Annotated in this window: 10 protein-coding genes; 8 read left to right on the forward strand and 2 right to left on the reverse strand. The window is 69.3% G+C overall.

The window, feature by feature from the left end:
* Nucleotides 1-1349: 1349 nt before the first annotated feature.
* The 3 genes from ACGFI6_RS32840 to metH all read left to right on the forward strand — a co-directional run bounded on the left by ACGFI6_RS32840 (nucleotide 1350) and on the right by metH (nucleotide 7095).
* Nucleotides 1350-2759: an MFS transporter gene (locus tag ACGFI6_RS32840; protein WP_393125529.1), complete on the forward strand. Its 1410-nt coding sequence runs from the start codon at nucleotides 1350-1352 to the stop codon at nucleotides 2757-2759.
* Nucleotides 2756-3292, forward strand: coding sequence for a TetR family transcriptional regulator (locus ACGFI6_RS32845; RefSeq protein WP_393125531.1), 537 nt, complete (start codon nucleotides 2756-2758; stop codon nucleotides 3290-3292). Before ACGFI6_RS32840 ends, ACGFI6_RS32845 begins: the two co-directional genes overlap by 4 nt.
* A gap of 188 nt (nucleotides 3293-3480) precedes the next feature.
* On the forward strand, nucleotides 3481-7095 hold the full coding sequence (gene metH, locus ACGFI6_RS32850; protein ID WP_393125533.1) for a methionine synthase: 3615 nt from the start codon (nucleotides 3481-3483) through the stop codon (nucleotides 7093-7095).
* Nucleotides 7096-7159: 64 nt separating this feature from the next.
* Here metH and ACGFI6_RS32855 read toward each other — a convergent pair whose 3' ends face one another.
* On the reverse strand, nucleotides 7160-7957 hold the full coding sequence (locus ACGFI6_RS32855; RefSeq protein WP_393125535.1) for a hypothetical protein: 798 nt from the start codon (nucleotides 7955-7957) through the stop codon (nucleotides 7160-7162).
* Nucleotides 7958-8032: 75 nt separating this feature from the next.
* Between ACGFI6_RS32855 and sigJ the strand changes: the two genes are divergently transcribed.
* The 5 genes from sigJ to ACGFI6_RS32880 all read left to right on the forward strand — a co-directional run bounded on the left by sigJ (nucleotide 8033) and on the right by ACGFI6_RS32880 (nucleotide 11280).
* The gene (gene sigJ, locus ACGFI6_RS32860; RefSeq protein WP_393125537.1) at nucleotides 8033-8887 is read left to right on the forward strand and encodes an RNA polymerase sigma factor SigJ; all 855 of its coding nucleotides are present in this window, start codon (nucleotides 8033-8035) and stop codon (nucleotides 8885-8887) included.
* Entirely contained in the window at nucleotides 8884-9519 is a 636-nt protein-coding gene (locus ACGFI6_RS32865) for an NAD(P)-dependent oxidoreductase (RefSeq protein ID WP_393125539.1), read from the forward strand. The genes sigJ and ACGFI6_RS32865 overlap by 4 nt, the downstream gene beginning before the upstream one ends.
* Nucleotide 9520: 1 nt before the next feature.
* Nucleotides 9521-9874 carry a DoxX family protein gene (locus tag ACGFI6_RS32870; protein WP_393125541.1) on the forward strand — a complete coding sequence of 118 codons (354 nt, stop codon included), beginning with the start codon at nucleotides 9521-9523 and terminating at the stop codon, nucleotides 9872-9874.
* A complete protein-coding gene (locus ACGFI6_RS32875) occupies nucleotides 9871-10341 on the forward strand; it encodes a GNAT family N-acetyltransferase (protein ID WP_393125543.1) in 471 nt (156 codons plus the stop codon). Before ACGFI6_RS32870 ends, ACGFI6_RS32875 begins: the two co-directional genes overlap by 4 nt.
* Before the next feature lie 87 nt (nucleotides 10342-10428).
* A complete protein-coding gene (locus ACGFI6_RS32880; RefSeq protein WP_393125545.1) occupies nucleotides 10429-11280 on the forward strand; it encodes an HAD family acid phosphatase in 852 nt (283 codons plus the stop codon).
* Here ACGFI6_RS32880 and ACGFI6_RS32885 read toward each other — a convergent pair whose 3' ends face one another.
* On the reverse strand, nucleotides 11281-11946 hold the full coding sequence (locus tag ACGFI6_RS32885) for a TetR family transcriptional regulator (RefSeq protein WP_393125547.1): 666 nt from the start codon (nucleotides 11944-11946) through the stop codon (nucleotides 11281-11283).
* Nucleotides 11947-11986: the final 40 nt, after the last annotated feature.

Raw genomic sequence — 11986 nt, forward strand, 5'->3', positions numbered from 1 at the left:
CACCCCACCCCCCCCCCCCCCCCACCCCACCCCCCCCCCCCCAACCGACCCCCCCCCCGGGCCCGCCGCACCCCCTCCCCGAGCGCCGGGCCCGCCCCCTGTCCACCCCCATCCCACCCACCGCCACATCCGCCCCCGACACACATCCACCCACCAGTCGCGCACGCCACGCACGCGCACGCCACGCCACGCGACGCTCGCCCGGCGCGGCCGTCGCTCACCAGTGCAGCCGATCGCCCATGTCACGCTCGTCCGGCGCGGCCCGTCGCCCACCCACGTACGCAGCCGCCCATCGCAGCCGATCGCAAACGCCACATCCGCCCGGCCGGCCCGGTCCGGTCCGCTGCAGCCCACGCCGCCCGTGCGTGTCCTCGGCGACGTGCCCAACTGCAACTCATCGCCCACCCCACGTACGTCCTCGGCAACCTGCCTTGGCGTGGTCTGGTGAATCACTCGACCGGCCGGCGGGATCTGTCGCCCTGCCGGACCCCAGCTCCCCGCCGGACGCAACCGAACGGGTTGGCCGGGACGACCGTCTGCGGTTCGCCGAGTCGTGGAAATTGGTGCCGTACGCCGACCTGGATCCACGACTCGGCGTACACGGGTGGAGCCGTTTGCCACGACTCGGACTGATGGCGGGGCCGGGGTGCCGGGGCTGGGTTTGGGGCCTGGTCGGGTGGGGCGCTCGTGGGTCCTTTGCGGGTCGGGCTCGTCGTGGGCGGGTTGTGGTTGTTGAGTCGTTGGATTTGGCTGGGTTTGGTGGGGTTTTGCGGGCCGAATTCCACGACTCGGGTTTTGGGGGTGGAGCCGTTTGCCACGAGTCGGTGGGGAGAGGCTCGGGTGCCACGGCTTCGGGCGGGCGGGCCGGCCGGGTGGGCGGTGCCCGACGGCTTCGGCGGACGGCTTGGGCTGGCGGCTTGGACATCCGGGGTCGGGTGGCGATCGGGTCTGGTTGGGGTCCGGGAATTGGATGCGGCCCGTGCGGTTGGCGTTGGTTGGGGCGGTGCGGCTGGCCGGGTCGTTGGGGGGAGGGAGTGTGCGGGACGGGCGAGGGCTGTGGGTGAGGCCATACCTGGGCGGGGCGGGGACAAGGTGGGGGGAGTGTGCGGGATGGGCGAGGGCGTGGGTGGGGCTGTGCCTGGGCGGGGTGGGGACGGGCGTGGGGTGGGAGACGGCTGTGGGGTGGGAGACGGGTGCGGGGTGGGAGACGGCTGTGGGTGGGGGCAGGTGGAGGGGTGCGGGGCGAGACGACTGCGGGGTGGGGGTGCAACTGGGGTGGGGGCTGCGGGGTGGTGAACGGGTGTTTACTATTGTTGAGTTGACAGTTGTTGCCCCTGTGAGGACTTCGCTTGAGCGTTCGGCCTGTTGTTCGTCCACGTCTGGTTCTGGCTGCGCTCGCGTTTTGCGGTGTGCTGGTCTCGATCAGTCAAACCATCGTCGTACCGCTGCTTCCTGAACTTCCCGAGATCACGCACAGCCCGGCGTCCGACGTCAGCTGGCTGATCACCATCACCTTGCTGACCGGGGCCGTGTTCACCCCACTGCTCGGGCGCGCCGGCGACATGTACGGCAAGCGCCGGGTGCTCCTGATCGCACTGTCGTCGATGATCGTCGGTTCGTTGCTCTGCGCAATTAGTTCCGATCTGACCGTACTGATCGTCGGCCGCGCGTTCCAGGGTGCGGCGGTGGCGGTGGTGCCGCTCGGGATCAGCATCCTGCGCGACGAGCTGCCGCAGCACCGCGTGATCCCGTCGATCGCGATCATGAGCTCGACGCTGGGGATCGGCGCCGCGTTCGGCATCCCGGCCGCGACGCTGGTGGTCGAGTACGCGAACTGGCACACGATGTTCTGGATCAACCTCGGTCTCGGCGTGCTCGACATCGTGCTCGTGCTGCTGATCGTCCCCGAGTCGGCCGTCCGCAGCAGCGGCCGCTTCGACTTCGTCGGTGCGCTCGGCCTGAGCGCGTTCCTGGTCTGCCTGCTGCTCGCCGTCTCCAAGAGCAACGCCTGGAGCGCCCCGAAACTCATCGGTCTGTACGTCTTCGCGCTGCTGATCGTCCCGTTCTGGGGCTGGTACGAGCTACGCGTCAAGAGCCCGCTCGTCGATCTCCGGGTGTCCGCGCGTCCAGGCGTACTGTTCACGAACCTCGGCGCGCTGCTGATCGGCTTCGCCTTCTACGCGAACTCGCTCTCGACCGCGCAACTCGTACAGGAGCCGACCTGGACCGGGTACGGCCTGGGGAAGTCGATCGTGGTGAGCGGCCTGTGTCTGCTGCCCGGTGGTGTCGCGATGGTGCTGTTGTCGCCGGTGTCGGCGCGGATCTCCAACGTGCGAGGTCCGCGGTTCACGCTCGCGATCGCGTCGGTGATCATGGCGGCCGGGTACGTCGTGCGGCTCTTCACCAGCAGTAACGTCGCCGGGATCGTGGTCGGTGCGACGGTGGTGTCGGCCGGTACCGCCATCGCGTACTCGGCACTTCCGGCGCTGATCATGCATGCTGTTCCGGTGAGCGAAACAGCCGCCGCGAACGGCCTCAACACGCTGATGCGCACGATCGGGCAGGCGATCTGCAGCACGATCGTGGCCACGGTGCTGGCCAACGTGGCCATCTCCCAGGCGGGCAAGGTCGCGCCCGCATTGTCGGCGTACCTGACCGTGTTCGTGATCGCGGGCGTCGCCGCGGTGGTCGCGGCCGGCCTGGTGCTGCTGATTCCGGTACGCCGGAAGGAGCCGGCGTACGAGGTGACGACGGCGTGACGGACCCGGGGCGGACGGCGATCCTGCGCGCGGCGCGGAAGGCGTTCGCCCGCGAGCCGTACGAGGCGGTCACGCTCCGCGGGGTGGCGGCGGACGCGGGGGTCAGCGCCGCTCTGATCGTCAAGCATTACGGCAGCAAGGAAGCGCTCTTCGAACGGGTCGCCGACTTCAGCGAGGCGGCGCAACTGCTGCTCGCCGCTCCGAACGAGCGGCTCGCCGAGCACGCCGTCCGGACCCTGGTCGAGTACCGCCGGGAGAACGACCAGGACCTGCTCGTCCGGGTCGTGTTCGCGGCCGGCAAGGGTGACGAGCGGGCGCAGATCCGTGAGCACTTCCGCGACCAGGTCACCCGTGCGTTCATCGCGCGGCTGACCGGCGCGGACGCCGAGCTGCGGGCCGCCCTGGTCACCGCCCAGCTGCTCGGCCTCGGCGCCGCGATCGCGATCGACCGGACCGGTGTCATCGCCGCCGCCGACCTGGATGCGATCGTCGCGCTGTACGCGCCGGGCCTGCAGACCCTGATCACCCCGTGAGACACCGTCTCAGAATGTGATCTCTGGTGCTGGCTGCGCGGGGTGACGCCGCTAGCATGGACGATCCAGGCCGAGAGGCGCTGCAACGGGCCGAGGGTCCGCCACGCTCGACCTGAGTGCACAGCCGGCGAAGCCCGCGTGCACCCTGCAAGGGCGCCTCCGGAGATCGTTTCTGGAGGGGACGGCAGATGAGTGAGACCGCGCTGCGCGAGCTGCTCGACGAGCGGATCGTCGTGCTGGACGGTGCCTGGGGCACGATGCTGCAGAACGCCAAGCTCATGCCCGAGGACTATCAGCCGGACCGCTACAACGACGCGACGCACGACGTCACCGGCGACCCGGACCTGGTCAACCTGACCCGTCCGGACGTGATCCTCGACGTCCACCGGCAGTACCTGGCGGCCGGCGCCGACATCACCACCACGAACACGTTCACGGCGTCGAGCATCGGCCAGGCCGACTACGGCCTGCAGCAGTACGTCCGCGAGATGAACCTGGCCGGCGCCCGCCTCGCGCGGCAGGCGGCCGACGAGTTCGCGACCCCGGACAGCCCGAAGTTCGTGGCCGGATCGATCGGCCCGCTGAACGTCACGCTGTCGCTGAGCCCGCGCGTCGAGGATCCGGCGTACCGCGCGGTCACGTTCGAGCAGGTCAAGGAGACGTACGCCGAGCAGATCGCCGCGCTCGCCGAGGGCGGTGTCGACCTGCTGCTGATCGAGACGATCTTCGACACCCTGAACGCGAAGGCTGCCGTCGCCGCGGCCCGTGAGGTCGCGCCGCAGCTGCCGCTCTGGATCTCGGTGACGATCGTCGACCTCAGTGGCCGGACCCTGAGCGGCCAGACCGTCGAGGCGTTCTGGAGCTCGGTCGAGCACGCGAACCCGCTGGTCGTCGGCGTGAACTGCTCGCTCGGTGCCGCCGAGATGCGCCCGCACGTCGTCGACCTGGCCCGGTTCGCCGGTACCTACGTTGCCTCGCACCCGAACGCCGGCCTCCCGAACGCGTTCGGCGGGTACGACGAGACGCCCGACGAGACGGCCGGGATGATCGAGGAGTTCGCGCAGTCCGGGCTGGTCAACATCGTCGGCGGCTGTTGCGGTACGACGCCGGCGCACATCGGGCGGATCGCCGAGGCCGTACAGAACCTGAAGCCGCGGGCCGTCGTACCGACCGATCACACCACGCGGTTCTCGGGGCTGGAGCCGTTCAAGATCGGCCAGGACACCGGGTTCGTGATGATCGGCGAGCGGACCAACGTGACCGGCTCGGCGAAGTTCCGCCGGCTGATCGAGGGCGACAACCACCAGGCCGCGGTCGACGTGGCGCTCGAGCAGGTGCGCGGCGGCGCGAACCTGCTGGACGTGAACATGGACGCCGACCTGCTGGACAGCGAGCAGGCGATGACCACGTTCCTGAACCTGATCGCGACCGAGCCCGAGGTGGCCCGGATCCCGATCATGATCGACAGCTCGAAGTGGTCGGTGCTCGAGGCCGGCCTGCGCTGCGTGCAGGGCAAGGGCGTGGTCAACTCGATCAGCCTGAAGGAGGGCGAGGAGGAGTTCCTCGACCGGGCCCGGCGGATCATGGACTTCGGTGCCGGCGCGGTGGTGATGGCGTTCGACGAGCAGGGCCAGGCGGACACCGTCGAGCGCAAGGTCGCGATCTGTGGCCGCGCGTACGACCTGCTGACCGGGATCGGCTTCCCGGCCGAGGACATCATCTTCGACCCGAACGTACTGGCCGTCGCGACCGGGATGTCCGAGCACAACGGGTACGCGAAGAACTTCATCGAGGCGCTGCCGCTGATCAAGGACCGCTGTCCCGGCGTCCACATCAGTGGTGGTATCTCGAACCTGTCGTTCTCGTTCCGCGGCAACGACATCGTCCGGGAGGCGATGCACTCGGCCTTCCTGTACCACGCCGGCAAGGTCGGCCTGGACATGGGAATCGTGAACGCGGGCCAGCTCGCGGTGTACGAGGACATCCCGAAGGACCTGCTCGAGCTGGTCGAGGACGTGATCTTCGACCGTCGCGACGACGCCACCGATCGCCTGGTCACGTTCGCGGAGAACGTGAAGGGCAAGGGCAAGCAACGTGAGGTCGACCTGACCTGGCGGGAGGGCTCGGTCCAGGAACGCCTGTCGCATGCGCTCGTGCACGGCATCGTCGACTACATCGAGGCCGACACCGAGGAGGCGCGGCAGCTGTTGCCGCGTCCGCTCGAGGTGATCGAGGGCCCGTTGATGGACGGGATGAAGATCGTCGGCGACCTGTTCGGCGCGGGCAAGATGTTCCTGCCGCAGGTGGTGAAGAGCGCGCGCGTGATGAAGCGCTCCGTCGCGTACCTCGAGCCGTTCATGGAGGAGGAGAAGGAACAGGCCCGCCGCGAAGGCCGTGCGGAGATGGTCCGCGGGCAGGGCAAGGTCGTGCTCGCGACCGTGAAGGGCGACGTCCACGACATCGGCAAGAACATCGTCGGCGTGGTGCTCGGCTGCAACAACTACGAGGTCATCGACCTGGGCGTTATGGTGCCGGCGGCAAGGATTCTCGACACCGCGGTCGCCGAGGGCGCGGATGCGGTCGGCCTGTCCGGGCTGATCACGCCGTCGCTGGACGAGATGGTGTCGGTGGCGGCCGAGATGCAGCGCCGCGGGCTGAAACTCCCGTTGCTGATCGGTGGTGCGACGACCTCCAAGCAGCACACAGCGGTCCGGATCGCCCCTGCGTACGAGAAAACCACCGTGCACGTGCTGGATGCGTCCCGGGTGGTCGGGGTGGTCTCCGACCTGCTCGACGAGGGCCGCGCCGAGGCGCTTGCCAAGAGCAACAGTATTGAGCAGGAGCGGCTCCGCGAGCAGCACGCGAACAAGCAGCGTGCCCCGATGCTGACGCTGGCCGAGGCCCGGGCGAACAAGGAGCCGGTGGAGTACGGCGAGTTGCCGGTGCCGGCATTCACCGGGATGAAGCGGGTCACGCCGAGCATCGAGACCCTGCGCGCGATGATCGACTGGCAGTTCCTGTTCCTGGCCTGGGAGTTGAAGGGGAAGTATCCGGCGATTCTCGAGCAGCCGGTCGCGCGGGAGCTGTTCGACGACGCGAACACCCTGCTCGACGAGATCATCGCCAACGGATCGTTCACGGCCCAGGGTGTGTACGGATTCTGGCCGGCGCACAGCGAGGGCGACGACATCGTCCTCGACGGGCTGGACCGGTCGTTCCCGATGCTGCGCCAGCAGACCGAGAAGCCGGCCGGCCGGGCGAACCGCAGCCTGGCCGACTACATCGCTCCGGCGGGCGATCACCTCGGCGGGTTCGGGGTCGCGATCCACGGCGCCGAGGTGCTTGCGAAGTCGTACGAGGAGCTGGGCGACGACTACAAGGCGATCATGGTGAAGGCGCTGGCCGACCGGCTGGCGGAGGCGTTCGCGGAGTGGATCCACCTGGAGGCGCGGAAGGCCTGGTTCGAGCCCGATGTCCAGCCCGTACTGGAGGATCTGCACGCGGAGCGGTTCCGCGGCATCCGGCCCGCGCTCGGGTACCCGGCGAGCCCGGACCACACCGAGAAGAAGGACCTGTTCGAGCTCCTCGAGGCGGAGCAGCTCGGTCTGGGGCTGACCGAGTCGTACGCGATGACGCCGGCCGCTGCGGTCAGCGGCCTGATCTTCGCGCACCCGGCCTCGCGGTACTTCAGCGTCGGCCGGCTCGGACGTGACCAGATCGAGGACTACGCCGTACGGCGCAACCTTCCGGTCGCCGACGTCGAGCGCTGGTTGCGCCCCAACCTCGCGTACGACCCGGAGTAGTCGCCCACCCGCCGCGCCACGCCCCGTCAGCCGAGCGGGCTGCATCAGCTGAGCCCCCGCCGCGTCAGCCGAGCCCGTGCCCTCGACGGCCGGGGCCGGCGGGGCGTCGGCCTGGCCCGGCTCGGTCGGCGCCGGCGCTGGTGATCGTGCCGGTGCCGCTACCGGCGCTGATGGCGCCGCCGGCGCTGACTGCACTACCGGCGCTGACTGCGCCGTGGGCTGCGGTGAGGGCGGCGTCGTGGGTGATTTTGCGGAGGATTGGATCTACCTTTTCGGCGACGGTGCGGACCGCGGCGGCCGCCAACTCCGGCTTGCCCTGTTCGACGGCGGCCTCGAAGCCCTGGTACAGCGTGGTTTCCGCCTGCCAGCGATCGCGCTCCGGGAGCGTGTCGGTGTGCGGGAGCAGCGTCATCACTTCTTCCCAGCGCCGGTCGGGTTTCACCGACAGCATCCAGTCCGAGAGCGCGGCGTAGTCGTCGGGACCGGGTGCGGTACCGCCCTGCTGCCGCACGACCTCGGTCATCAGCGCGCGGGTGGCCTGCGCAGCCTCCGGGTTCCGGCCGGCGAAGGCGAAGTCGGCGACCTGCTCGGCCGGAAGGGCGTTCGCGGAGGCGGTTCGCGGCCACACGTCGGCCAGCCGCTCTTGCGTCCAGACATCACCAAGACCGGTGTCCAGGTAGGCCTCCGGCCTCTGGATCGCGCCGATGTTGTCGTACTCCGGGCTGCTCAGCGAGGCGGCCTGCGACGTCACGTACGCGGTCGCCTGCACCAGCTTCGCCGGATCGTGCACCCGGTCACGCTCGCTTGCGTCGCGGACCACGTCGGCCAGGTCCTCGGTGAGGAACAGCGGGCTGTCCAGCATTCGCAGATCCTCCGCGGGTTCACCGGCCCTCTACCTTGATGTCACACTTCGGCGCCGCGCAGACTCCTAGCTGGTATGAACGCAACGGATGACTTCCTGGAACACCGGGAGCTGCTGTTCTCGATCGTCTACAACGTGCTGGGCAGCGTCGCGGACACCGAGGACGTCCTCCAGGAGACGTGGCTCGCCTGGTCCGGACGTACGGAGGTGCAGAACCCGCGGGCGTACCTCGTGCGGGTCGCGGTGAACGCTGCGCTGACTCGCCGTACGTCGATCAACCGGCGCAAGGAGGAGTACATCGGGCCGTGGTTGCCCGAGCCCCTGGTGACGCCGATCGATCCGGTGGAGCGGAGCGAGGCGGTGTCGCTGGCGGTGCTCGTCGTACTGGAGACGCTGACGCCGTTGGAGCGCGCGGTGTTCGTGCTGAACGAGGTGTTCGGCTACCAGTTGTCCGAGATCGCGGAGATCGTCGGGCGGACACCGGCCGCCGTACGGCAGCTCGCTCATCGGGCCCGGGAGCACGTGCAGGCCCGGCGGCCGCGGTTCGCCCCGGATCCACAGGTACGGCTGGAGGTGACGCAGCGGTTCGTCGACGCGATCGTCGGGGGAGACCTGAACGCGTTGATGGAAGTGCTCGCGCCCGACGTCACGCTCTGGGCCGCCGGCGGCGGCAAGGCCCGCGCGGCCGGCCTGCATCCGATCCTCGGCCGGGACCGGATCGCCCCGCTGATCATCGGCGACCGGGTCCGGCGGCCCGTACCGTCGTTGGACGTCCGCTTCCGGCTGATCAACGGCGACCCGTCCGCGCTGCTGCTGTCCGGCGACACGCCGTTCGCCGTCATCGTGCTCGACGTCGACGGCGATCAGGTCACCGGCATCTACGCGATCACCAACCCGGACAAGCTCGCCCGGCTGGAGGTGGCGCAGTGAAGCTGACGATCTTCGCCGCGACCGGCGGCATCGGCCGCCAGCTCCTCCGCCAAGCCGTTGCCTCCGGCCACGAAGTGACCGCGGTGGTACGGGATCCGAACGCGTTCCGCGGTGAGGTACGGACGGTGCGTACCGACCTGCTGACAGCGGATCCGGACGTACTGCGCGCGGCCGTCGACGGTGCGGACGCCGTACTGTCCGGCCTCGGCCCACGCCATCGCGCCGACACGGGCATCGTCTCGGCCGGGACCCGCGCGATCATCGACGCGATGCTGGCCGGTACGGCGCGGCGGCTCGTGATCGTGAGCGTCGCCGGGATCGGCCTGCCGCGCGCAGTACGGCATCGGCCGGTGCGGGAACGGGTGCTGAGTGGAATCGCGGGCGTTGTGATGCGCAAGCACTACGCGGACATCGCCACCGTCGAATCGATGCTCAGGGCAACGGACCTCGACTGGACCTCGGTCGGCGTCCCGCTGCTCAACGACGACCCGCCGATCGGTACGTACCGGGTGGCTGTCGGCGAGGAGCTGCCCCAAGCTCATCGGCTGGCGCGCGCGGATGCTGCGGCCTGCATGCTGGCGACTCTCGAACAGCCGGAGACGATTCGGCAGACCTTAGCTGTGGCGTACTGAGATGGGCACCGAGCTTGTGGTCGTGGTGACGATCGCCATCAACGCGTTCTCCGGTATTGCCGCGATGCTGCACTGGCAGGCGATCCTGCCGGGGATGGTGAAGGCCGGCGTACCGGAGTCCTGGCTGACGTTCCCGATCGGGACCTTGAAGACCGCGGGCGCAGTCGGCCTGCTCGCCGGTCTGCTTGCCCACCTGCCTGCGTTGGTTGCGGCTGCGGCGATCGGGTTGGTCCTGTTCTTTGTGTGCGCGTTGTACACGCATGTGCGCGCAGCGGATTACACCGCGCAGTTCTTCCTCGCGGTGTTCTTTCTCGGGATGGCTTCTGCCTCGTTGGTGCTTACGCTGACCGCATGACTGTGAGACCTGCTGCGTCTGGGGACGCTGGTGCGATTGCCGCCATCTGGTACGCCGGCTGGCGGGACGGGCATCTCGGGCATGTACCGGACGCGCTGGTTGCCGTACGGACCGAAGAATCGTTCTGGACGCGTGCGGCGGAACGGATCGCGGACACCACCGTCGCCGTGGTCGGCGAGGAGGTGGCCGGGTTCGTGATGGTGGTGGGGGACGAGGTCGAGCAGGTGTACGTCGGGAGCGGCCACCGCGGATCCGGGATCGCCGGAACCCTGCTCGCGGAGGCCGAGCGGCAGGTGCGGGCCGGCGGCCACGCCGAGGCCTGGCTCGCCGTCGCGACCGGCAACGCCCGCGCGCGCCGGTTCTACGAACGCAGCGGCTGGACCGACGCGGGTGCCTTCGACTACCCGGCAGCGGTCGGCGAGACAACGTTGCCGGTGCCGTGCCATCGCTACGTAAAGCAGGTCTGAGCGCAGGATTCCCCTTGTCGCGTACCCGACCGGCCCAGAACGGGGTTAGTTTGCCCTGGCAAGCATTCCCGTTCTGAAGAGGTCACCATGGCATTCCGTTCCTGGCGCCGGCCGTCCCGCCGCATGGTCCTGACCAGCGTCGCCGCGGTCGCGATGACATCGGTCGTCGGTGGGGTCGCGTACTCGGCCGGAGCCGCGACGCAGCAGCCGGCGATCCAGACGTCGACACCGCACAGCGAGAAGCAGGTCACCAACATCGACGTACTGCGCCAGCAGTTGCGCAACTACTACGGCGACCCGCTCGGCTCCGGCACCTTCGCGGCCGACAGCAACTACGCGAAGGAAGCGCAGAAGGCGGCCGCGGCCGGCACCCGCTGGATCTCGGTCCCGCGGCACACGCACAAGACCAAGGCGATCCTGCTGGACGTCGACGACACCGCGCTGGCCACCTGGAACTACGAGATCGCCAGCAACTGGGCGTACAACCCGGCCACCAACGCCGACTACGTGCTGAACCAGAAGTTCCCGGCCGTACCCGGCATGGTCGACCTGGTGAAGACCGCCGAGCGCGAGGGCTACGCGATCTTCTTCCTGACCGGCCGTGGTGCCGCGCAGGAGCAGGCCACGCTGGGCAACCTGACCTCGGACGGGATCGGCATCGACGCCGGCTACCCGAAGCCGACCGCCCTGCGCGACGGTGAGGACGGCCTGTTCACCAAGCCGGCCGTCGCCGACTACCCGGCGTACCTGAAGAAGGCCTGCGCGAACGACCCGAACGGATCCTGCACGACGATCCACTACAAGTCGGCGACCCGCGCCCATATCGAGTCCCTCGGGTACGACATCGTCGCGAACTTCGGCGACCAGTACTCCGACCTCAAGGGTGGCTTCGCCGACCGTACGTTCAAGCTGCCGAACCCGAACTACTACCTGCCCTGATCAGCTCCGAGGCAGAACGCCGTACAGCAAGGCTTTCAGGCTGTCGGTGAGCGCCGGCTCGAACGCCATCCGGATCGCTTCCAGCGACGGATCGGCCTCGTAGGCGGCGAGGATGGCAGGGACGGGGTGGGAGTGGCTCCAGATCGCCCCCGCGAGCAGGCTCGCGGTGGCGATGAAGTGGCCCGCCCCGTCCGTGCCCAGCTCCGGCAGGGTCTTGACCACCACCGCGATCATCCGCTGGTAGCTGACCGCCGCGGCGCGCTTGAACGACAGCGCGGTCTCCGTGGTGATGTTCCGCTCCAGCACCGCCGCCTGCGCGCTGATCAGGTCGCAGAGCACCGGCCGCCGCGCCAGCGTGCCGACGATGGCTTCGACGAGTCGTTCGGCGCGCTCGCCGGCCGATAGGTCGGGTTGTGGGTCGCCGACGGCCGCGTCCAGATCCGACACCCAGTCCGTGAGCTCGCTGCTCGACAGCTCGAGCAGGACGGCCTCGCGGGAGTCGAAATAGTTCAGCACGTTCGACTTCGCCAGGCCGACGCGGCGGCTCAGCTCGTTCAGGCTGAGGTCGGCGACCGGTAGCTCGGTCAGCATCGTGGCCGCGGTCGCGAGGATCGCCCGCCGCCGTTCGGCCCGCTGCTCCGCGCTCCGGGCGCGCTGGAAAGTCATGCCCCCAGTCTACAGACCGACGGTCTGTTGTTATCGGACC

Origin of the sequence: Kribbella sp. NPDC048928 (genome assembly GCF_043197975.1) — a bacterium.
Lineage (GTDB): Bacteria > Actinomycetota > Actinomycetes > Propionibacteriales > Kribbellaceae > Kribbella.